Genomic DNA, 21,938 nt, shown 5'->3' on the forward strand with positions numbered 1-21,938 from the left:
TGACGCGAAAGCTGCTTATTCAGTGAACTCTTTGATAATCAAAGAGGCATTGGTTCCGCCAAAGCCAAAAGAGTTCGAGAGAATCGCACGAATGGGGCGCTCTTTCGCTTTCAATGGCACCAGATCAATGCCTTCACAGCTTGGGCTTGGATTTTCCAGATTAAGGGTCGGCGGTGCAATATTTTGCTGCATGGCCAACATGGAGAAAATCGCTTCCACAGCACCGGCAGCGCCCAGCAAATGCCCGATCGACGATTTGGTGGACGACATGGAAAGCTGCGAAACCGCGTCACCGAACAGGCGCTTCACCGCCCCCAATTCGATCTCGTCTCCCAGCGGAGTGGAGGTGCCATGGGCATTGATATAATCAATATCCGAAGGCGCCATCCCGGCACGTTTCAAGGCAGCGCGCATGGCCCGGAAGGCCCCATCGCCATCGGGTGCGGGCGCGGTGACATGATAGGCATCGCCGGACATCCCGTAACCGACGATTTCCCCATAGATTTTCGCGCCGCGTTTTTTGGCATGTTCCAGTTCTTCCAGAACCACAATGCCCGCGCCTTCTCCCATGACAAAGCCATCACGGCCTTCATCCCACGGACGGGAGGCTTTTTCCGGCGTATCATTATAACGGGTAGACAGCGCTTTTGCCTGCGCAAAGCCCGCAACGCCCACAGGGCAAATGGCTGCTTCGGCACCACCGGCCACCATCACATCCGCATCATCAAGCATGATCAGCCGGGCCGCATCACCAATGGCATGAGCTCCGGTAGAACAAGCCGTTACCACCGCATGATTGGGGCCTTTCAGGCCATAACGGATCGACACCTGCCCCGACACCAGATTGATCAACCGCCCCGGAATGAAATGCGGGGATACCCGGCGCGGGCCGCGCTCATGCATCAAAACGGAGGATTCCTCGATACCGGGCAAACCGCCAATGCCAGAGCCGATCATCACGCCGGAGCGTTCGGCCTCTTCCCCTTGCGGGTTTGTCCAGCCGGCATCTTCGATGGCTTGCTGTGCGGCAGCGATGCCATAAACGATGAAATCGTCCACCCGGCGGCGGTCCTTGGGTTCCATATAGCGGTCGGCATTGAAGGTGCCATTGCTGCCATCGCCAACAGGCACTTCGCAAACCACCCGAGCCACACTGTTTGACGCATCGAAGCGTGTGATTTCACCCGCACCGGATTGGCCCGACAGGATACGCGACCAACTGGTCTCGACCCCATCCCCAAGCGGCGTCACCATTCCCAGGCCCGTTACAACGACACGTCTCATCTCAGCACCTATTCGTCTTTGGCATTGAAAGGCAAACGGCGACGAGAGCCAGGAAAGCCCCCGCCGCCGTATCAGCTTAGCTCAACAAGACCACAGGTCTTAGCTGTTCGCATCAATAAAATCGATTGCGTCTTTCACAGTCTGGATCTTCTCGGCGGCATCGTCGGGAATTTCCACACCGAATTCTTCTTCAAAAGCCATCACCAGCTCAACGGTATCAAGGCTGTCGGCGCCAAGATCGTCAATGAAGCTTGCATTTTCAGTCACTTTGGCTTCTTCGACGCCAAGATGCTCAACAACAATTTTCTTTACGCGTTCGGCTGTATCGCTCATTCCCAATATCCTTATGCTGTGGGCTCGATCCCTTAGGGCAGGGTTTGTTCCCGGGTGTAGTAAGTCCTCTATCCCATCGAACACAACGATTTTTTTCACCCGATCAATAACCGACCATTATAAGCAGTCAAAGGCTATTTGGTGAAAGCGGCTCGGCTCTATCATAGATTATCCATAAATCAAAGCCGGCCTGTTCGTCATTTTTCACCTTTATGACCAATTTCCATGGGATTTTTCGCTAAAAACACGATCTGTCTCTATATCATTGCCATGCCGCCATTCACATGCAAGGTCTGACCGGTCACATATCCGGCTTCCGCGCTGGAAAGGTAAACGGCTGCGGAGGCGATATCATCCCCTTCACCAAACCGGCCCGCAGGAATTCCGCCAAGCAAACGCGTGCGCTGATCTTCCCCCAAGGCATCGGTCATCGGCGATGTGATAAAGCCCGGCGCAATGCAATTCACCGTTATCCCACGAGAGGCCACTTCCTGTGCCAGAGATTTGGAAAAGCCGATCATGCCTGCTTTCGAGGCGGCATAATTGGCCTGCCCTGCATTCCCCGTCACGCCAACCACACTGGTGATGGAAATGATTCGGCCATAGCGGGCCTTCATCATCGGGCGCATCATGGCGCGTGACAGGCGAAAAGCCGATTCCAGATTGACCCGCATCACATCGGCCCAATCCGCATCTTTCATGCGCATCAAAAGCTGGTCACGGGTGATGCCCGCATTGTTGATCAGGATATCCACACCGCCCATGGCCTCCAGAGCGGATTTGGCCAAGGCCTCGACACTTTCCGGATCTGATAGATTGGCCGGGATCACATATGTTCTATCCGCCAGTTTTTCCGCAACGGCATTCAATGCCTCTTGGCGGGTGCCGGAAAGCGCCACCACGGCTCCTTGTGCGTGAAGCGCGGTTGCTATGGCCCCGCCAATGCCACCGGATGCGCCGGTGACCAGAGCGCGTTTTCCCGTCAGATCAAACATATATCAAAGTCTCCCACCTGTTCCATTCTCGACCATCAAAGGCTCGTTCCAAATACAAAGACACAGTTTCACATGTTAAAGCGTGGCAATGAAGGCATCCAGATCCGCCGGGTCCTGAATGTTCGTCGTAGCAATGGACCGGTCGATTCTTTTGACAAGTCCGGACAAGACCTTCCCTGCCCCCAGTTCCACCATTTGATCAATTCCCAAACCGGAAAAGACCAGCACCGTTTCACGCCAGCGCACCCGCCCTGTCACCTGTTCCACCAACAAGCGGCGCAGGGCTTCGGGGTCGGTTTCCGGTGCGGCGGTGATATTGGTAATGACCGGCACCACGGGGCTTGCGATGCTGGCGGTTTTCAACGCTTCGCGCATTTCATCGGCAGCAGGAGCCATCAAGGAGCAGTGGAAAGGTGCCGAAACGGGCAAAAGCAAGCCGCGTTTTGCCCCACGCTCTTTGGCCAAAGCAATGGCCGCCTCCACAGCGGCCGTATGGCCAGAGATAACAACTTGCCCCGGCGCATTGTCATTGGCGCAGGCGCAAACCTGACCATCGGTGGCGGCTTCTTTCACCACCTCTTCCACGACATCTATTTCCAGCCCTAAAATGGCGGCCATGGCCCCTTCATTCAGGGGAACCGCACGTTGCATGGCTTGACCACGATGTTTCAACAGGCGCGCCGCATCGGTAAGCGATAAAGCCCCGGCGGCACAAAGCGCTGAATATTCCCCAAGCGAATGGCCCGCCACATGGCTTGCGCAATCGCTGATGGCAACCCCGCCATCGGCCAGAACCCGCACCACGGCCATGCTGGCCGCCATCAAGGCGGGCTGGGCATTTTCTGTCAGCCGCAATTCGGCTTCGTCGCCTTCAAACATCAAGCGGCTTAAATTTTGCCCCAAGGCATCGTTGACTTCTTCAAAAACCGCCCGTGCAACGGGATAAACTTCGGCAAGGGATTTTCCCATGCCCACATATTGGCTTCCCTGCCCGGGGAAAAGAACGGCGCGTGTCATATGAAAAAAAGCTCCCGATCCGGGTTTGTTCCTGATGTATCGTGCACTCTATCATTCCGCATGGGCCAAAAGCTGCCCTTACGTTTTTGTGCCTTTATCACCTTGATGGGCATAGACCTTTCAATAGGCTCTGGCAATATCAAGGGCACAGACTGGTCTTTTACGGCTTGAAACCGGCCTTAGCCCTTGCATCATGCGGCTTTGCGCGTTATAGCCCCAATCTGCCGGGGATTTCCCGGCTTTTTATCTTGAAGAAAGCTGGAGGCGCAAAGGCATTTGCCTGCGCGTACGATCAGCAAGGAGCACCAGATGCCGTATTACGAGCATATTTTCATTGCTCGGCAAGACGTGAGCACCGCTCAGGTTGAAAGCCTGACCGGGGAGCTGACGAAAATTGTCGAAGACCTTGGCGGACGCGTCGCCAAGAACGAATATTGGGGCCTTCGCCCGCTTGCTTACAAAGTCCGGAAAAACCGCAAAGGCCATTATGTTCTTTTGAACATCGATGCCCCTTATCCTGCGGTTGCCGAAATGGAGCGTCAGGCAGGTCTTAACGAAGACATTTTGCGTTTCATGACCATTCGCGTGGATGAGCTGGAGGAAGGTCCGTCGATTTTCCTGCGCAGCAAGCCCGAGCGTTCTGATCGTCGTGGTGGCCGTCCTGGTGGTCGTGATGGTGGTGGCCGCGATGGCGGTCGTGAACAACGTGACAGGAGGGATTGATCATGGCCAGCAAAGCCCCCGGCGCACGCCGCCCCTTCTTCCGCCGTCGCAAAACCTGCCCCTTCTCGGGCCCGGATGCGCAGAAGATCGACTATAAAGACACGAAACTTCTGTCACGCTATATCTCTGAGCGCGGGAAGATCGTCCCCAGCCGTATCACGGCCGTTTCCGCCAAGAAGCAGCGAGAGCTTGCCCGCGCCATCAAACGCGCCCGTAATATCGCTCTTCTGCCATTTGTTGTGAAATAAGGAGCCGATCGATGAAAGTCATCCTTCTCGAACGCGTTCCCAATCTCGGCCAAATGGGCGATGAAGTTAACGTGAAGCCGGGTTTCGCGCGCAATTTCCTTTTGCCGCGCAGCAAAGCCCTCCGTGCAACGGTTGCCAATCGCAAAGCGTTTGAAGCCCGTCGCAAGGATATTGAAGCTCAGAACCTTGCCCGCCGTGAAGAAGCCGAATCCGTTGCCGGTAAAATGACCGGTGCGCGTTTCGTTCTGGTGCGTCAGGCCGGGGAATCCGGACAGCTTTATGGGTCGGTCACGGCCCGTGATGTTGCCGATGCCCTTGGTGAGCAAGGCTTCCAGATTGTCCGTTCGCAGGTTGAGCTGCAAAAACCGATCAAGGAACTGGGACTTCATACGGTTCTGGTCCGCTTGCATCCGGAAGTGTCCGTTGATGTGACCGCCAATGTTGCCCGCTCCGAAACAGAAGCCGAGCAGCAGTGGAAAATCGGTGGCGCCATTCTTGGTGACGACGCCGATGATCTGGAAGACGAAGCGGATATGGACACCGAACAGCTTGTGCAGGATCTTCTTGAAGACGAAGATGCCGATGACGCTGATATGTCCTCCGAATCCGAGGATGAAGACAACGCCTAAGGCGGTCTTTTTTCTCTGTAAGTTCATGGAAAGGCGGTCCCACAAGGGCCGCCTTTTTCACATGTTTGACAAACAGAATATGTTGTTTACCACTTTCTTTATGGCAAGAAGACTTGTGGGGACCAACGATGCTTCTCGATGCACTTTTTTCACATATCGTCAAAAAAGGCTCTCTTCGCTTACAGATCGGCAAAGGACCATTCCGCCATTATGGCGATGGCAGCGGTCCCGCCATCCATATGCATGTAAAAAACCACAAAACAGCCTTGGCCATTGGCCTCAACCCTTATCTGAAATTAGGGGAGGCCTATATGGATGGGACCTTGACCATCGAGAATGCCACGGTGTTCGATTTCCTGTCCTTGCTCACCCGCAATCTGGGCGCAGGAGACGATTCCGATCCTCTTTTACAAAAAATCCAGCGCGGATGGCGGAAGTCCATACGATTCGCGGCACAATATAATCCCGCACGACGCGCAAAGCGCAATGTCGCCCATCATTATGATCTGTCCAATACGCTTTACCGGCTGTTTCTGGATCGCGGGCTAACTTATTCCTGCGCCTATTTTGACTCCCCCGATGATGATCTGGAGACGGCCCAAAATCAGAAATTGCGCCATATCGCAGCAAAACTGGCCTTGAAGCCGGGCATGCGCGTTCTGGATATCGGTTGCGGATGGGGCAGCATGGCCTTGTGGCTGGCGCACCATTGCGATGTGCAGGTAATCGGCATCACTTTATCAACACAGCAAGCACAACTTGCCAAGGAACGGGTCGAACAGGCGGGGCTTTCGGGGCGGGTTTTTATTCACCTGAAAGATTATCGCGCCATTGAACCGGCCTTTGACCGCATTGTTTCCATTGGCATGTTCGAACATGTCGGCTTGCCCTTTTATGGTGCCTTTTTCCAAAAGATCCATGATCTGCTCACCCCCGATGGCGTGGCTCTGATCCACCATATCGCCCGGTCACAAGGGCCGGGAGCGACCAATCCGTGGATGACCAAATATATTTTTCCCGGTGGATATTCACCTGCATTGTCTGAAGTGCTGCCCCATATTGAACGCTCGGGATTGATGCTGACAGATCTTGAGATTTTGCGGCATCACTATGCCGAGACATTGCACCATTGGCGGCAAAGATTTTCCAAGAACCGGCCCAAGGTCGCGGCTCTTCTGGATGAGCGTTTTTGCCGGATGTGGGAATTTTATCTGGCGGGCTCTGAACTCTCATTTCGCCATGGCGGGCATGTGGTGGCGCAATGGCAGCTCTGTCGGAACCTCCACAGCTTGCCATATACACGTCCCTATATGGAGACATTCAAGAAAGACATGCCTTTATAAAAGCGGTCTGCCTTTAACGCGCCTCAACCTCCACCATAAATTCCAATATGGCTTCAGCCGATGCCGGAACGTCCAGTTTCCACAGAATCTTTTGCGCTGTTTTCTCGCTATGGGCTTGCGATTCTTTCAGGATTTTCCAGCCTGTCGCATAGATTTTCTGGTCAATCTCCACCGTTACGGCTTTGTCTTTCCTGTTTTTCACAAGATAGCGCTGGGTGTAGCTGTGAACGCTGCGGTCGCGGGTGTTTTCCAACACTTTGTGGTCCACAGTGGTGGGCTGAATGGTCACATCGAAGGCTTTTCCCAATTGGGCGATCACCTCCCCATCAACGGGTGTGTGCTTAAGGTTATCTTCGCCAATGAACTGTAACCGCCCATCCGCATCCCTGGTGTAAATCCGCAAAATTCCGGCGGGTAATGGCTCCCCTGCCCCTGATGCTTTTGTATTATCAAAGTGCAAGGCCATATCCACGGAAACGGCATTATCCATGCTTTGGAAATTGGATGTCCCATAGCGGTAGATTTTTCTGGCCGATATTTTTGGCTTTTGGATCAAGGCAATTTGCTTTGTCTGCTGATCCACCAACGTGGCTTTTTGCGGCACCTCATAAAGATGCATATCGGCCAAAGCGCTTTGTTCCATTTGGACCATATCCATTTGCGCCCGGCTTTCCATTGTCTTTGCTGCCAGAAAGCGGCCCACATTGTTTCCGCCATTGACCCGGTTGATCTCGCCCGCGGCAAGCTGAATGGAGGTTTCTGTGAAATCCACGCCACTATTATTGACGATGGTTGCCCAGCCCTGAAGGTCAAGGCTGCGTTCATCCTCCGACAAAATCCCCACATAATCCGCCGACCAAGACATGCCGCCACTCAAATAATTAAGGGCTACTGTTCGATCGCCGGACTTTTTGCTGTTAATCAGCAAGGAAAGAACCGGCTCCACATGCAGATAGTTTGGGATATTTTGAAACACCACCCGACCGGGCAATTCATTAAGAAATTCAATGCGTCCATCCACCTCAAGCACCACGCCACCCGTCGCCGACAAGATGCGGGCATCCAGCACTTTATCTTCCCCGGTTTCAGGATGGGGACGGTAGATTCTCACCTTTTCCCCCACAGCATTTTCCAACAAGGATTGCGGGGTCAGAAGATTGGCATCGAAATTTTGTTCCACCACCTGCAAATCGCGGCCATAAAAAAGAACGGTTTGGGGCTGGATCTGTGTGGAAATCCCTGAAAATTCCAGCTGCGTTTGTCCGGATGTCAATGTGATGTCCCGCACATCACGAACAAGCGCCAAATTATTGTTATAAATGGTCAGGGACAGGTCGGTACGGCTGTCGGCATCTATTGTCCGGTGGTCTGGGTTTGCCAGCACTGCCGGCGTCAGCATCGTCAGGGTCACCGATATCAAAAGACTGCGTTTCATTCCCATTCTCCTGTTCCTTTGCCTTATTATGACAATGGCAGGATGAACTGGACATGAGCAAGCCATAGCGAGACACTGATCATCGCGCGGCTGAAAACAATGGAGACAGGACCATGGGCAGGTCGGCTTTTTTTCGCATGGCCGGGGCGGTATTTGGATCTGTGTTTTTCCTGATGGGACCGTCGGGAATAAGCATGGGGCAGGAAAGCGTATCTCCTCCATCTACCTTGCCTGCTCCTGTGCAAAATATCTGCGAGGGTGCGGAGTTTTCCCAATTCGATTTCTGGCTGGGTCATTGGCAGGTTATGGACCGTTCCAATGACCATATCCTTGCCGGCACAAATCACATTGAAAAACTCAAGGGGGGGTGTGCGCTTCTAGAGCATTGGACGGCACAAAGTGGCGGTAGCGGAGAAAGCCTCACTTATTATGATCCCACCAGCCGCAAATGGCGACAAATCTGGATCGCGGTTCCGGGCTATTTGATCGATATATCCGGCAGCTTGATAAAACCCGGTGTGATGCGATTGGAAGGGTTTTTGCGGCCCTATTCAGGCGCAGAATCGCCTTTTCGTGGCACCTGGACCGCCAATGATGATGGCAGTGTTCGCCAGTTTTTCGAAATAAAAAACGGGCCGCCGAACACAGACTGGTCCCCGTGGTTCGACGGCCTCTATAAACCGCTTTCAGATTAAATTTCTTGCGCGATTAGAACGGAATATCATCATCCAGATCGCCCGATGGGCCACTTTGGCCGCCCCCCTGACCTGTTTGACCACCCGCAGAGCCATAATCATTACCGCCACCGCCATAAGCGCCGGCACCATAATCACCGCCCGAAGAGCGACCGCCGCCTTCGCCGCCGCCACGGCTATCCAGCATGGTCAATTCGCCACGGAAACGCTGCAAAACGATTTCAGTGGTATATTTTTCCACCCCGTCGCGATCTTGCCATTTCCTCGTTTGCAACTGGCCTTCAATATAGACCTTGCTGCCTTTGCGCAGATAATTTTGCGCCACCTTGGCAAGGTTTTCATTGAAGATCACAACCCGGTGCCATTCCGTGCGCTCCCGGCGTTCGCCGCTCGATTTATCACGCCATGTTTCCGATGTGGCAATGGCCAGATTAACCACCGGAGATCCATCGTTTAGCGTACGAACCTCAGGATCGCGCCCAAGATTTCCGATCAGCATGACCTTATTCAAACTGGATGCCATGATGCCCCCTTTTCAAGGATTTTAAAAACTGTGTTCAGTCGCCAAATGTCCAATTCAAAGACGGATAATCCGGGAAAAAGGGAGCCTTTTCCCAACCGTCAGGACAACAGCTCAGACCAGAAAAATTGCCATAGCGGAAAGAACGATGACCGAAGCAATGGCCACCCACTTACTTAGTTTGATAAAGCCATCAAATGTCCGTTCGTGCTCTTCAGTGTCCATTGCAAACTCCTGTACCGCATTCGTGCGACAATCAAAAATCGAGGTTCATCCCGTTGTTTAGCGGATCATCGCAGCTGATGAAACCCTGAACGCGACCCGCATGTCGGTTTTCGGATCAGAATTTGATCCGGACCGTCAATGATCCTGTGTGCGAAATGAAATCGCTGGCTCTTTCCTGATCATAGTTGAACGACACATTAATGCTGTCTGTCAAAAATACCAGCCCAACGCCTCCGATCACCGTATCATCCAGCGCCACCGGCGTTGTGCTCAGGAAACTGTCGCCGCCTGCTGCAAAGCGGGCACGGGTTTCAATCTCGTCATCGCTGAGTTCTGTCAAATAACCGGCGCGAATGGTGGGCATTATCTTCAGGTCATCGCCCATGGTGAACAGCGCATCCATAGCCAGCGTGGCTCCGGCGCGGAAAGATGTGGTCTTGCGATCGTCCACCTCGAACCCTGATCCGCTGGTGGCCACTTCCGTATAACCATCCTCATCCAGCTTCACATAATTGATATTCCCCGCAGCGGTCAGCCCATAGCGGCCAAATTTCATACGATAACCGGCCTGGGCACTGGCGCCGAACTGCGTGGCATTCCAATCGGATTCCAGTTCGCGGCTTAAATCATCGAATTCAATCAACCGCGTCCGGTCAAAGCTCATGAATGCGAAAGTGCCGATGGCATCCACGAAAAATCCGCCCGTGGAATAGCTGCCATAGACATTGAACTGGGTGGATAAAACGTCGAACTCGTCTTTCCCGGCAAGGTCATCGCTATAATCACCCACCGTTTGCATGATGCTGAAGCCAAGCGCATCCATGCCAAGAAGCGGCTTGTCGATGCCGGCCGCAAAGCCCACCGTTTCACCATCAAAACCGGTTACATCATCCACCGTATCGCGATTTGCCACATAGCCGATCTCTTGCAGCCAGACATTCAGCCCATTGGTCGACACTTCGCGGGACCGGCGAGCCGACGCCCGCGCCAAACGGGCAGAATTGGCAAATTCCACCCCATCATCATCCCGCAAGGAAGAAAAGCGCTGCGACAAAATCCCCAAGGCCATGGATTGGTTGGTGACAGCGGAATAGCGCGGCATTTCACCCGCTTCCGGCGCGACCTGATCCAGAACGCTTTCCAGAGATTCTTTCGTCTCCAGATTGGCAATGGCCCCGCCCAGTTCATTATCGCCCTGCAGGCCGGCAATCGAGGCTTCAAAAAGTGCCCCACGCCGCTGGCTCAACCCAATTTCTTCAGCGGTACGGCGCCGCAAATTGACAACCAGTTCATCCCGATCACCGGATTGCAATCCCAAGGATTGTTCGAAAATGACCGAAGAAAGACCGATCTGCAGATTCAGATTTTCCAGGCTATCGCCCAAAATCAACTGATCGGCGGAAATAAGTACCAAAGGCGTGCCCGTAGCAGGAAAGGCAAAGAAATTCGGGTCGATCTCCGTACCCGCGCCAATGGTCACATTGCCCGACGCAATCAGCGCACCTTCATTAAGGGCATTTCCTTGCAAAGACAGGATCAATTCCGAGCCGTCTTCGAATCGTGCTGAACGTACATTGGTTGCACTGGTATTGGTGGTGGCAAAGCTAGAGTTCGAGACGACCAGATCGATATCTTCTCCCGATAAAGCGCCTGAGAAAAGCGCTTCATTGGCCAGAGTAAAGCGGTTCTGCCCGGCCCCAAAGTCAAGAGCACCCGTCAGCGTTCCGCCATCCATAGAGAAAATATCGCTCCCCGCCCCCAACAACACATCACCAAAGATCGTTCCACTATTGGTCAGCGTCATATCCGATGTGGATCGGGAGAAATCGGCAGCAATTCGCAATCCCGACGGATTGCTTGGCGTATTGGCGGAAAGGACGCCGCTATTTTCGAACACCGTCACATTGCCCGACAAATCGAGAATAGCGCGCGCCACGCTGGTCTCACCGGCGGCAGAAACCAAAATCGACCCTGTATTGACGATGCGATCGACAGAGACATTTTCTTCAAACACAATGCCGAAGGCGTCACCACCGGGGCCGAATGTATCTTGCACCCCATCGGAATTGCTATCATCACTGGTGCGCGTGGATTGCGCGGTAATCGTGCCATTATTTTGGAACAGCGGCAAAATGGTGTGGCTGCCCACGCTGATGGAGGTCGCTGTTTGATCGATGGAATCCGAGCGAATAACCCCGGCCGTATCGTTTAAAAAACCGCCTTCCAATGTGGTCTGGAAAATATCGGCCCCGGACTGCGCCCCTTCAATACGAACGGTATTGACAACGAAGTCGGTTTCCTGGCTATCAGCCCGAAGCGTGCCGCGATTGATAAACCCGAAGGCTTCATCGCCTGTTCCGAAAGCCCCAAGGGTTACATCCCCCATGCTGCCATCGCTGCGGGTTGCAGAAATCACAACGGCCTTGCCATCTCCACGGGCGGCAATCGTAGCACCGGTGCCCGGAATCAGATCAACAATGCCATCACCATCCTCGTCGGGATCTTCGGGAATCACCGGCGGGCCATTCACAAAGCCCCGCGCCACATCGGCGGAAATAAACACGCCGGGGCCGCCGGATTCTTGCGGTAAGACATTAAAATCATTATCGAAAACCTGATTGCGCCCAGTGGTGATTGCGCCAAGATTTAAAACACTTCCCGAAACGGCACCTTCAATCAACATCCCGGTTTCGCCTCCGAAGGAAACTCCTTGGATGGTACCGGAATTTTCAACATCACCACTGACGCTGGAGCGCACGGCAAGGCCAATGGAGTTTTCACCTTGAACCGCCAATGTGCCGCCAAGGCGTATAGAGCCGTCTACCGCAGACCCAAGGTCCAGCCCCACACTGTCCGTGCCAAACACAACAATCTGGCTGCCACTATTGCTGGTAATATCGCCGGTGAATGTTCCGGCCCCGCCCAGTCTGATCCCGAAATTGGGGCCGCCCACCACTTCATCATTGTTCTGGAAATCACCATCCAGCACAATATTGCCGGAAAGTTCGATCCCCGATGTGATCCCGCTGTCACCGGTCAAGACATCAATGCCAACGCCGCCCACCCGGTCGGTGGATTCCACAATCCCGTTAATAACCAACAGATTGGAGCTATCGACGACCAGGGCAGTCCCGTCCTCGACGGTGACCGATCCGCTGGTGCTTATGGTCACATCACCGGGAGAGCCGCCATCGGCTGTCGAGGTCCTCACCGTGCTGGTGCGATCGTCATCAATGGTCACCTCTTGGGCAAAGGCAGGAAGCGACATGACAAGCACCAAGGCTGTGCTCGCCATAGGAACCGACAGATACCGCGACAGGCGCACACCTAGAGCGACAGTATTTTGATGATCGGGGGTCGTCGTACCGGCTTTTACACTCACAGATCTCAGCTCCGCATCAATCGAGGAATTACAGGAAAAATTCGGGTCCACAGCATAGACTCAAGACCATGGATCAATATTCCAGATTTCGGGCCGATACTGTCAGGAAAAGCAATCATGATCCCTCATAAGCGGCACAGTTGCATTGAGCAAGTGCTGTCATAAAGAGAGACGCCTTTTCAGCGCCGACTTTTGCGCAAAAATTTAACGGTTACCCGCCGTCGCCAGCGGCGAACTCTGGGAAAATCGACCGATAAAACAAAAACACCAGCGGGGAACATCCAAAATCCCAAAATGGGCAATACCCACCCACACCGCCAAGCATGAGAAGACCTCCCATGATGATTCTCATGGAGCGCGACTTGGGCATCCGATGCCTCAGACGGTTGAAATCCAGTTTCATGAACAGCGCTTATCTAACAAAGAGGGATATTCTGTGGCGTTGGTCTAAATCGCAAAAGCCGCAGCTCAACGACATCAGAAAGATGGCAATACAAGACGATGACATCATGGCAGATATGGCTGGACCATCTCGGGTCTAATCTTTTTGGGAATACCAAATTTCCCGTATGACAAGATGATTAAAACCCTTTTTGATATAAAACTGTGATTGAGCCGTGCTATAAATATGTGTCACATTGTTTTTCATCATTATGAATATATCTGCACGGCCTGATATAGGGAAATTTTGCCGGATTATTAAGATTTTAAACATATGAAGTATAAAGAATAATCTGCTGAGAGGCATGAAGGCTTTGTGGGGAGGCCTTGTATTCGCGTCTCGTCGGGGGCCGCTTGAACGGAGACACACTCAGTGACCACGGCACATGAAAATACCGCTCCGCATGCCTCGCCACTAAATAGTGAAGCAAAGTCTAGCGCTCCCCCTCAAACAAGCCCTGCGACCAGCAAACCGGGCAATTCTTTTCACTTGAAGATTATTCACCGCATTTTTCTTGGGTACAGCTTGGGCGTTTTGGCTTTCGGCTGGTTGTCTTTTGCAACTTATTATGGAATTCAGGCGCTTTCAAAAATAACGGACCAAGCTTATCAGCATCCTTTTCTGGTCAGTAATGCCACCATGGCTATCCGTGCCGATATTACAGAAGCGCAGCTCAATCTGTCGGCCATGGCATCTGCGACAAGCACCAATGAAAGGCTGATGAAATATGAAGCCTTGGAAAACGCTCATAAAAGAACAAGGCAGAATTTCACCATCATCCGAGAGCGGTTCCTTGGGAACCAGGAAGATGCACAAGACGCCTTCACGCTTTTCAAACAGTTTTCCGAGCTTAATCTGACCATAGCCGGCCATTTGATCGAAGGAGATCAAGCGCAAGCGAAACAGCTGACCACTACCGAAAACATCAAACTGGTTCGCGATCTAACCGAAAAAATCAACGCCATTCATGAATTTGCCCGTGCCCGCTCCATCGCCTTTCGCGATGAAGCGCAAAACATGCGAAAAGACATCAAATCCAAGCTGATCTTCGCCATTCTGTTTGGGGCGTTTATCATGATTGTCGCGGGCCTCATGGTAAACAATTCCATCACACGCCCTTTGGGGCGTCTGCGAAGGGCCATGCGTTCCCTTGCCGATGGCAATATCAATATGTCTGTCCCCGAGCGTGAGCGCCGGGATGAAATCGGTGACATGGCCAATGCGTTAGAGGTCTTCCGCGAGATTTATGAAAACCAGCGGCGCATGGAGCGAGCCCAGAATGAAGCGGAAAAGCGCCTTCGGGAAGCAGAAACCGCACGGCTGAACGATCAGGTGGAAGCCACCGCCCGTGCCATGGAGATGCTGGACCGCAAGGTGCAGGAACGCACCCGTGAGCTGGGGGATAGCAATGATGCCCTGCGCCATGAAATTGAAAAACGCACCGCTGCCGAAATCGACTTGAAGCAGGCCCTGCAAGCCATTGAATTAGCCAGTTCGGCCAAATCGAACTTTCTTGCCCATATGAGCCATGAACTAAGAACGCCTTTAAATGCGGTTCTTGGTTTTTCGGAACTGATAAAGAACAAGATCGACAATGGCGCCGAGCCAAAACTTCTTTTGCCCTATATGGACATCATTTCAAGCGCCGGGAACACCTTGCTGGATCTGGTTGAAACCATTTTGGATCTCACCAAAATCGGCAATAAGATCGAAGATATTGATCGCCACCCGGAATCCATCCCCGGTCTGATGGATGATGTGATGAAACCGACTTTGGCCAAGGCGCAAGACAAGCAAATCGATATTGTGCGCGATCTTTCCGAAGATGATCTGCCGCTTTATGTGGAGCGCAATATGATTGTGCGCGCCCTGACCAATATATTATGCAATGCGGTGAAATTCACACCCGGGCCAAGCACCGTAACAATTACCGGTTATGCGGAAGGCGCTTTTTACAAGATCTGCTTCAAGGACGAAGGGATCGGCATTCATCCCGATGATGTTGAGCGGATCATGGAACCCTTCTCGCAGGCGGACAGCACCTTTAACCGGCGTTTTGAAGGGTCCGGTTTGGGATTGCCCTTGGCCAAACGCATAATCGAGCTCCATGGCGGCAGTCTGACACTGAGCAGCAATCCGGGATCGGGGACTCTGGTCGTCATCACCCTGCCCCTGTATCAGCCAAAGGACCAATCGCAAGAAAGTGGCTTTGTAGGGGAAACCACCTAAGACCGGTCAACAAGCCTGAACCTGAACCTGAACCTGAGCCTGTATCCCGCTTACCCGATAAAAGGGCATCTCCCCCCATCTGAAACCAACAGTGCGGGAAAAACCGGACCGCGCCCCCGAACAAAAGAAATAATTGCGGCCACCAGCATAATTTGCGGTGGGAAATAAAAAACGGGAGGTGATAAACACACCCCCCGCATCGCATTGTTTTATTTGTGGATCTTAAGCGTCTGGATCTGTGTCACCAGCATCGTCTTCCAAAGACTGCGGGGTGGCCTGCGCATCTTCGCCTTCCCCTTCAGATGATCCAGAAGCGCTGCTTGCGGAATCGCCGTCCATAGCGGCGGTATCTTCCGCATCCAGTTCTTCCTCACCTTCATCAGGCTCAGGCACCTTGGCAACGCTGACAACCTGTTCCTCTTGATCGACACGGAACAGCGTAACGCCTTGGGTATTTCGTCCGGCAATACGGATATCCTGCACGCCAATGCGGATGATTTTGCCCGCATTGGTCAACAGCATAAGCTGATCGCTTTCCGAAACCGGGCCGGAACCGACCACGGCCCCATTACGCTCGCTGGTAACGATATTGACAATGCCCTGCCCGCCCCGGCCTGTGGTGCGGTATTCATAGGAACTGGTGCGCTTGCCATATCCGTTTTCCGTTATGGTCAGGATAAACTGCTCCCGCTCGGCCATCTGGTCTATCCGCTCTTGCGACAAAGAAGACCCGGTCACATCGGCATTTTTCCATGGAGCCACCTTCAGATAGGCATCGCGTTCCTCAACGGTGGCATCTTGCCCATTCAAGATGGAGATGGCCATCACCTGATCGCCGGCGGCAAGGCGCATACCGCGCACCCCGGTTGCCGTGCGGCCCTTGAATACCCGCACATCACGCACGGGGAAGCGAATACATTTGCCGGATTGGGCCGCCAGCAAAACATCATCATCTTCATGGGCAACGCGGACACCCACCAGACGATCATCCGACCCCTCATCAAAGCGGATGGCGATTTTGCCATTGGACGGCACATTGGTGAAATCGGACAACAGATTACGGCGCACATTGCCGGTGCGGGTGGCAAACATTACATTCAGTTCGCCCCAGCTATCCTCATCTTCAGGCAGTGCCATCAAATTGGTGATGACTTCCCCTTCGGCCAGCGGGAACAGATTCACCAGCGCCTTGCCGCGACTTTGCGGCGTTCCCAGTGGCAGGCGCCAAACCTTCAGCTTGTAGACCTGGCCATAATTGGAGAAAAACAGCACCGGTTGATGGGTATTGGCCACAAACACCGTCGTCAAAACATCTTCTTCGCGGGTGGCCATGCCTGACCGGCCTTTTCCACCCCGACGCTGCTCCCGGTAGCTATCCAGCGCCACACGCTTGATATAGCCGCCATGGGTAACGGTCACCACCATGTCTTCACGGGCAATCAGGTCTTCTTCATTAACGCCGGATGCCTCCAGCATGCTGATTTCCGTGCGACGCGGCGTGGCGAAATTCTCACGCACATCAAGGATTTCTCCACGCAGCACCTCATATAGACGGGCGCGGGACCGCAAAATCTCAAGAAATCCGCGGATTTTTTCAGCCAATTCTTCCAGTTCCTTGCCGATCTCGTCACGGCCAAGCGCTGTCAAACGATGCAAGCGCAGATCAAGAATGGCTTTTACCTGTATTTCGGTCAGGCGGTAAACAGCCCCCTTTGATCCCGGCATAGGCGGTTCGCCGATCAGGTCCAGATAGGGCAGAATATCGCCGGCATCCCATTCCCGCTCCAGCAATGTCTGGCGCGCAACAGCCGGGCTGGGTGCGCCGCGGATGATCGAAACCACTTCATCGATATTGGACACCGCCACCACAAGGCCCACGGCCAGATGCGCCCGATCACGGGCTTTCCCCAATTCGAACTTGGTGCGCCTTGTAATCACCTCTTCGCGGAAGGTGATGAAAGAGGACAGAACATCCTTCAAGGACAATTGCTCGGGCCGCCCGTGATTGAGCGCCAGCATATTGATGCCGAAATGGGTTTGAACCGGGGTAAAGCGATAAAGCTGGTTTAAAACCACATCACCAACCGCATCGCGCTTCAGTTCGATCACCACCCGCACGCCATCGCGGTCGGATTCGTCGCGCAGATCGGCGATCCCTTCGATCCGTTTGGCTTTCACAGCCTCAGCGATCTTTTCGATCATCGCTGATTTGTTCACCTGAAACGGCGTCTCCGTAATGATAATCGCTTCACGCCCCCGGATTTCTTCATAATGCGTGCGTGAACGGATAACGATGGAGCCACGTCCGGTTTCAAGGGCTGAAACAACCCCCGATCGACCAAGGATAATCCCGCCTGTGGGGAAATCCGGCCCTTTTACATAGTCTTGCAGGTCTGTGTTGGTCGCCGCAGGATTATCGATCAGCGCCAAAGTCGCATCGATCACTTCACCCAGATTATGGGGCGGAATATTGGTCGCCATCCCCACCGCAATACCAGCGGCCCCATTCACCAAAAGATTGGGGAAGCGGGCAGGCAAAACCACGGGTTCGCTTTCCGACCCATCATAATTGTCAGCAAAATTCACCGTATCTTTTTCAATGTCGGCCAAAAGTGTGGTGGACACCTTCGCCATACGCGCTTCAGTGTAACGCATGGCAGCCGCCGGATCCCCATCCATAGAGCCGAAATTGCCTTGCCCGTCGATCAACGGCAGACGCATGGAAAAATCCTGCGCCATACGCACAAGGGCATCATAAATCGCACTATCACCATGGGATGATATTTCCCCATCACATCCCCAACGATGCGGGCCGATTTACGGTAAGGCTTGTTCCATTCATAGCCATTTTCGTGCATCGAATAGAGAATGCGCCGATGCACTGGCTTCAGGCCATCCCGCACATCGGGAAGCGCACGGCTGACGATCACGCTCATTGCGTAATCAAGATAGGAGGATTTCATTTCCTCTTCGATGGCAATGGTGGAAATCGGATGGGCGGGCGTAGATGTATCGGCGGTATCAACCACAGGCGAAGCACCCTTTTCTACAGGATTTCGTATAACGGCTGCTGGGTATCAGACACTCATGTCAGCCCAGGATCACCAGTGACAGAAATGGTGTCCTTAGATACCAACTGGCCCCACCCGGTGCAAGCACGGCCTCGTCTTAAACTTGTTTAAAAACAAGAAAAGCTGCCATAGCCCCCTACGACGAGGGCAGCAGAAAAATATCGGCACCAAAATTGTTGGAAAAAGCGTAGCTCAAGCGCCTTCCGGCCCAATTTTCCAATCAGATAATCCAGATTGTCGCTATCGAGATCCTGATCGACCTGAGTCAAAACCCGTTCGATCATTACTTTTCGAAACAAATCACGATCATCACCACTGGTCAGGCGCATTTCTTCGCTGATGGCAGTGCCAATGCGCGCCACATGCAAAAGCGCTGCAGGCATTTCGGCCCGATCGAACAATTTGGTGAGCCCCAATTGGCCTTTGTCATGCACAAGCTGCCATGCATTGGCCACCGATATTCCGGCCCGTTTTGCCAAAGCCGCTTCAAAAAAGGTCATGTCGCCCATGCACAAGGCGCGGATAATCAATGTTGGCGATAACCGTCCGTTTTTATGAAGCTGGTCCACCAGGCTGAGCACATCCGGCGCATTGGTTCCCGGTGTTAACAGACTGACCGTTGCCCGTTCCCGGCTTTCCAGCAACAAATCCGCGGCCACCGAAGGCGACAGCTCATGATGCGTCACCAGATGATCCCGCAGGCTTTCCGTAACCATGGTTACAAGCCGCTCGGCCACCGCCAAGGGCAGTTTTTCCCGCTTGGCAAGGGGCGTTTTGACCGCATCACTTCCGGAATATTTGTCCAGCACCCGTGCAAAGGTCGCATCTTTAATCTGCGCGCCATCATTGCCAACAAGGGTGGAGACAACCGCTTCATCACCCGACTCCGCCAAAGCATCGGCAATATCGGGCGAAACCGTGGCGCGTTTGGCCACGGCTACCTGCCGCTCAGGATCATCGGTCCCGATAATATCCAGCAAATCCTTGTCGGTCAGGACCGATGAAAATTCGATCACCGGCAGCGCCACTTCGCTCACATCGCTGGCCAGCGTGCGCGCCACATCCGCCGGAATGGAGGGATTTTCTTTCAGTGTTTCGGAAAGAGCCTTCCTGACCCGAACTTCCGCATCCTTCACCAAGGCACGGAAAATGTCTTCTGCCAGTTCCCGTTCGGCCCCGGTAGGTGACGTTTCTGTAAAATATGTCCCGACTTTCCGCGCCGCTTCCGCACGGTTTTCTGCCGAAGGTTCGGACAGGAGTTTCAGGACATCTGCTTGGGAAAGATTCGACTGCGTGCTCAAATTGCAACATCCTCAAAGCTGGCAAGGCCGAAAATCAGGATAGGCCCATAGAAAAACCCTAGGCGCAAAAAGGTTAAAGTGCCGTAAAATCCACGAGAAAAAGCCCGTTAAATCCTGCACCTTGGATTCGACACTCTTATCGTGCATCCTGTAACAGGATGTCCCATATAGTGTCTCATATTGCCACCTTAAAACACGGACAATCCAGAACAATCCGCAGCCATGGCTCATTTCATTGACTTTGAAGTGTAATTCCCTATTGTTGCGCCAAATTTTGATCATCGAAATGGACTGGTGCTCGAAGGCACAGCATTTCACAAGGCGAGGACAGTCGATCCGCCCATGAGCTTTGAATATCTCGGACTAAGCGATGAACTGTTAAAAGCGGTTCGGGACGCAGGATATGACACACCGACGCCAATCCAGCGTCAGGCAATTCCCGCCATTTTGCAAGGCAGGGATGTCATTGGTATTGCCCAGACCGGCACAGGGAAAACCGCCGGCTTCACTCTGCCTATGATCGACATTCTTTCGCAAGGCCGCGCCAAGGCCCGTATGCCGCGCACCTTGATCCTGGAGCCCACCCGCGAGCTTGCTGCGCAAGTGGCGGAAAGTTTTGAAAAATACGGAAAACATTCCAAGCTCTCCATGGCCTTGCTGATTGGTGGCGTTTCTTTTGGCGATCAGGAAGCCAAGCTGGAACGCGGCGTTGATGTTTTGATCGCCACGCCGGGACGATTGCTGGACCATGCCACCCGTGGCAATGTGATGCTCAATGGCGTTCAGGTGCTGGTGGTTGATGAATGTGACCGCATGCTGGATATGGGCTTCATTCCCGATGTGGAAAGCATTTGCCAGAAAATCCCGCAAGCTCATCAAACGTTGTTCTTCTCGGCCACCCTGTCCAAAGAAATCAAACGCCTAACGGATAAGTTCCTCAATGATCCCAAGCTGATAGAAGTGGCCCCGCCCGCCTCTACGGCTGCCACAGTCAGTCAAAGCATTGCCATTGTGGGGGCGCGTGAAAAAAGCAAAGCCCTGCGGGAATTGATTGCGTCCGATGACATCGACAGCGCCATTGTCTTTTGCAATCGCAAGGTTGAAGTGAAATCGGTTTATACCAGCCTCAAGCGGGCTGGTCTGGCTGTTGGGCAACTTCATGGCGATATGGCCCAGCCTGATCGAATGGACACTTTGGCCCGTTTCAAATCCGGCGATGTGCGTATTCTGGTGGCCAGCGATGTGGCCGCACGTGGGCTTGATATTCCCAGCGTCAGCCATGTGTTCAACTATGATGTGCCCCGCAATTCCGAAGATTATGTACACCGCATCGGCAGAACGGGCCGCGCTGGCCGCAAGGGCTGTTCCGTAACCCTTGCCATGCCGTCCGATACCAAGGCTGTTTTGGAAATCGAAGCGCTTATCGGGCGTCCCATCGATCGCCAACCGCTTAAAGAAGTGAAAACCCGCGAGCTGGAAAGCGACGAGGAAACACCGAAGAAAAGCGGTGGACGCCCTGCCCGCAAACCCCGTGGCAAGGCCGCACAGGCCAAAACCCAAAGCACCAATTCTGAAGAAAAATCAAACGCCACGGCCAAGGAAGATGCGTCAAGCGAATCTGCAACAATAGAACCGCAAGCAAAAGCGGCTCCCCAAAAGCCATCCAGAAGCCGGTCCAAACCCAAAGAGACGGAAAAGTCTGAAGACAAAAAGGCCAAAGACCGGTCAGCGGATGATAGAAAAGCCCGCGCCAACACATCGACGGGCAATCGCCGCAGCAATAATGGCAATGGGCGGCATCATCATGAAGATGACAGCCCAGTGGTGGGCATGGGCTCCCATGTCCCCGCCTTCTTGATGCGCCCCGTTCCCAAACGCGGCTAACCTACATCTATCCTGATCCCGTACAGGCTTGGATTGGCGATGCTTCGGCGTCGCCAATTTTTCATGATGCGAAACCGGTAAAGACCTGCCCCGGAATAAATATCGGAGCGGAGCAAAGCGTCCCTTGCCGGTTTGTGCTTTTCTCATACGCCCCCCGGCACTAGCCTGAACCGGTCATAACA

The 21,938-nt window shown here is 53.4% G+C and carries 16 protein-coding genes and 1 pseudogene; 7 read left to right on the forward strand and 10 right to left on the reverse strand.

Features of this window, described 5'->3' with window-relative positions; translation table 11 throughout:
* Positions 1–15: 15 nt before the first annotated feature.
* From fabF to fabD, 4 genes are all read right to left on the reverse strand, one after another.
* Positions 16–1,284 (reverse strand): beta-ketoacyl-ACP synthase II, encoded by a 1,269-nt coding sequence (gene fabF / locus JCM17844_RS02335; RefSeq protein WP_149999459.1) that lies wholly within the window; start codon positions 1,282–1,284, stop codon positions 16–18.
* 99 nt (positions 1,285–1,383) lie between these two features.
* On the reverse strand, positions 1,384–1,617 hold the full coding sequence (locus JCM17844_RS02340; RefSeq protein ID WP_042086239.1) for an acyl carrier protein: 234 nt from the start codon (positions 1,615–1,617) through the stop codon (positions 1,384–1,386).
* Positions 1,618–1,874: 257 nt separating this feature from the next.
* Positions 1,875–2,612 (reverse strand): 3-oxoacyl-[acyl-carrier-protein] reductase, encoded by a 738-nt coding sequence (fabG, locus tag JCM17844_RS02345; RefSeq protein ID WP_149999460.1) that lies wholly within the window; start codon positions 2,610–2,612, stop codon positions 1,875–1,877.
* Between the two features lie 75 nt (positions 2,613–2,687).
* On the reverse strand, positions 2,688–3,629 hold the full coding sequence (fabD, locus tag JCM17844_RS02350) for an ACP S-malonyltransferase (RefSeq protein ID WP_149999461.1): 942 nt from the start codon (positions 3,627–3,629) through the stop codon (positions 2,688–2,690).
* A 309-nt stretch (positions 3,630–3,938) separates the two neighbouring features.
* Between fabD and rpsF the strand changes: the two genes are divergently transcribed.
* The 4 genes from rpsF (at position 3,939) to JCM17844_RS02370 (ending at position 6,572) form a co-directional block, all read left to right on the forward strand.
* Positions 3,939–4,352: a 30S ribosomal protein S6 gene (gene rpsF / locus JCM17844_RS02355; protein ID WP_149999589.1), complete on the forward strand. Its 414-nt coding sequence runs from the start codon at positions 3,939–3,941 to the stop codon at positions 4,350–4,352.
* A gap of 2 nt (positions 4,353–4,354) precedes the next feature.
* Entirely contained in the window at positions 4,355–4,600 is a 246-nt protein-coding gene (rpsR, locus tag JCM17844_RS02360; protein ID WP_149999462.1) for a 30S ribosomal protein S18, read from the forward strand.
* 11 nt (positions 4,601–4,611) lie between these two features.
* The gene (rplI, locus tag JCM17844_RS02365) at positions 4,612–5,229 is read left to right on the forward strand and encodes a 50S ribosomal protein L9 (protein ID WP_149999463.1); all 618 of its coding nucleotides are present in this window, start codon (positions 4,612–4,614) and stop codon (positions 5,227–5,229) included.
* A 128-nt stretch (positions 5,230–5,357) separates the two neighbouring features.
* Positions 5,358–6,572, forward strand: a complete 1,215-nt coding sequence (locus JCM17844_RS02370; RefSeq protein ID WP_149999464.1) for an SAM-dependent methyltransferase — start codon at positions 5,358–5,360, stop codon at positions 6,570–6,572.
* 13 nt (positions 6,573–6,585) lie between these two features.
* Here the strand turns inward: JCM17844_RS02370 and JCM17844_RS02375 are convergent, their stop codons facing one another.
* A complete protein-coding gene (locus JCM17844_RS02375; protein WP_210431200.1) occupies positions 6,586–8,007 on the reverse strand; it encodes a DUF4139 domain-containing protein in 1,422 nt (473 codons plus the stop codon).
* A 113-nt stretch (positions 8,008–8,120) separates the two neighbouring features.
* Here JCM17844_RS02375 and JCM17844_RS02380 point away from each other — a divergent pair, with 113 nt between their 5' ends.
* Positions 8,121–8,702, forward strand: coding sequence for a hypothetical protein (locus tag JCM17844_RS02380; protein WP_210431201.1), 582 nt, complete (start codon positions 8,121–8,123; stop codon positions 8,700–8,702).
* A 13-nt stretch (positions 8,703–8,715) separates the two neighbouring features.
* On the opposite strand, the gene ssb is transcribed toward JCM17844_RS02380, so the two are convergent.
* The 3 genes from ssb to JCM17844_RS02395 form a co-directional block, all read right to left on the reverse strand.
* Complete coding sequence (ssb, locus tag JCM17844_RS02385) at positions 8,716–9,225, reverse strand: single-stranded DNA-binding protein (protein ID WP_149999467.1); 510 nt, start codon at positions 9,223–9,225, stop codon at positions 8,716–8,718.
* 111 nt (positions 9,226–9,336) lie between these two features.
* Positions 9,337–9,447 carry an aa3-type cytochrome c oxidase subunit IV gene (locus tag JCM17844_RS02390; protein ID WP_149999468.1) on the reverse strand — a complete coding sequence of 37 codons (111 nt, stop codon included), beginning with the start codon at positions 9,445–9,447 and terminating at the stop codon, positions 9,337–9,339.
* Between the two features lie 115 nt (positions 9,448–9,562).
* Entirely contained in the window at positions 9,563–12,829 is a 3,267-nt protein-coding gene (locus JCM17844_RS02395; protein ID WP_149999469.1) for an autotransporter family protein, read from the reverse strand.
* 931 nt (positions 12,830–13,760) lie between these two features.
* On the opposite strand from JCM17844_RS02395, the gene JCM17844_RS02405 reads away from it, so the two are divergent.
* A complete protein-coding gene (locus tag JCM17844_RS02405; RefSeq protein ID WP_149999470.1) occupies positions 13,761–15,500 on the forward strand; it encodes a sensor histidine kinase in 1,740 nt (579 codons plus the stop codon).
* Positions 15,501–15,722: 222 nt separating this feature from the next.
* Here the strand turns inward: JCM17844_RS02405 and gyrA are convergent.
* Together gyrA and spbR are read right to left on the reverse strand one after the other, a co-directional pair.
* A pseudogene (gene gyrA / locus JCM17844_RS02410) lies at positions 15,723–18,463 on the reverse strand (DNA gyrase subunit A).
* A gap of 215 nt (positions 18,464–18,678) precedes the next feature.
* Positions 18,679–19,872: a SpbR family protein gene (spbR, locus tag JCM17844_RS02415; protein ID WP_149999471.1), complete on the reverse strand. Its 1,194-nt coding sequence runs from the start codon at positions 19,870–19,872 to the stop codon at positions 18,679–18,681.
* Positions 19,873–20,214: 342 nt separating this feature from the next.
* On the opposite strand from spbR, the gene JCM17844_RS02420 reads away from it, so the two are divergent.
* On the forward strand, positions 20,215–21,756 hold the full coding sequence (locus tag JCM17844_RS02420; protein WP_149999472.1) for a DEAD/DEAH box helicase: 1,542 nt from the start codon (positions 20,215–20,217) through the stop codon (positions 21,754–21,756).
* Positions 21,757–21,938 lie beyond the last annotated feature (182 nt).

The sequence above is a fragment of the Iodidimonas gelatinilytica genome (assembly GCF_008579125.1).
GTDB lineage: Bacteria > Pseudomonadota > Alphaproteobacteria > Sphingomonadales > Rhodothalassiaceae > Iodidimonas > Iodidimonas muriae.

What these genes read in the sequence shown, in the direction of transcription:
- fabF (WP_149999459.1), bottom strand. Translation starts at nt 1,284, where the DNA reads ATGAGACGTGTCGTTGTAACGGGCCTGGGAATGGTGACGCCGCTTGGG.
- JCM17844_RS02340 (WP_042086239.1), bottom strand. Translation starts at nt 1,617, where the DNA reads ATGAGCGATACAGCCGAACGCGTAAAGAAAATTGTTGTTGAGCATCTT.
- fabG (WP_149999460.1), bottom strand. Translation starts at nt 2,612, where the DNA reads ATGTTTGATCTGACGGGAAAACGCGCTCTGGTCACCGGCGCATCCGGT.
- fabD (WP_149999461.1), bottom strand. Translation starts at nt 3,629, where the DNA reads ATGACACGCGCCGTTCTTTTCCCCGGGCAGGGAAGCCAATATGTGGGC.
- rpsF (WP_149999589.1), top strand. Translation starts at nt 3,939, where the DNA reads ATGCCGTATTACGAGCATATTTTCATTGCTCGGCAAGACGTGAGCACC.
- rpsR (WP_149999462.1), top strand. Translation starts at nt 4,355, where the DNA reads ATGGCCAGCAAAGCCCCCGGCGCACGCCGCCCCTTCTTCCGCCGTCGC.
- rplI (WP_149999463.1), top strand. Translation starts at nt 4,612, where the DNA reads ATGAAAGTCATCCTTCTCGAACGCGTTCCCAATCTCGGCCAAATGGGC.
- JCM17844_RS02370 (WP_149999464.1), top strand. Translation starts at nt 5,358, where the DNA reads ATGCTTCTCGATGCACTTTTTTCACATATCGTCAAAAAAGGCTCTCTT.
- JCM17844_RS02375 (WP_210431200.1), bottom strand. Translation starts at nt 8,007, where the DNA reads ATGAAACGCAGTCTTTTGATATCGGTGACCCTGACGATGCTGACGCCG.
- JCM17844_RS02380 (WP_210431201.1), top strand. Translation starts at nt 8,121, where the DNA reads ATGGGCAGGTCGGCTTTTTTTCGCATGGCCGGGGCGGTATTTGGATCT.
- ssb (WP_149999467.1), bottom strand. Translation starts at nt 9,225, where the DNA reads ATGGCATCCAGTTTGAATAAGGTCATGCTGATCGGAAATCTTGGGCGC.
- JCM17844_RS02390 (WP_149999468.1), bottom strand. Translation starts at nt 9,447, where the DNA reads ATGGACACTGAAGAGCACGAACGGACATTTGATGGCTTTATCAAACTA.
- JCM17844_RS02420 (WP_149999472.1), top strand. Translation starts at nt 20,215, where the DNA reads ATGAGCTTTGAATATCTCGGACTAAGCGATGAACTGTTAAAAGCGGTT.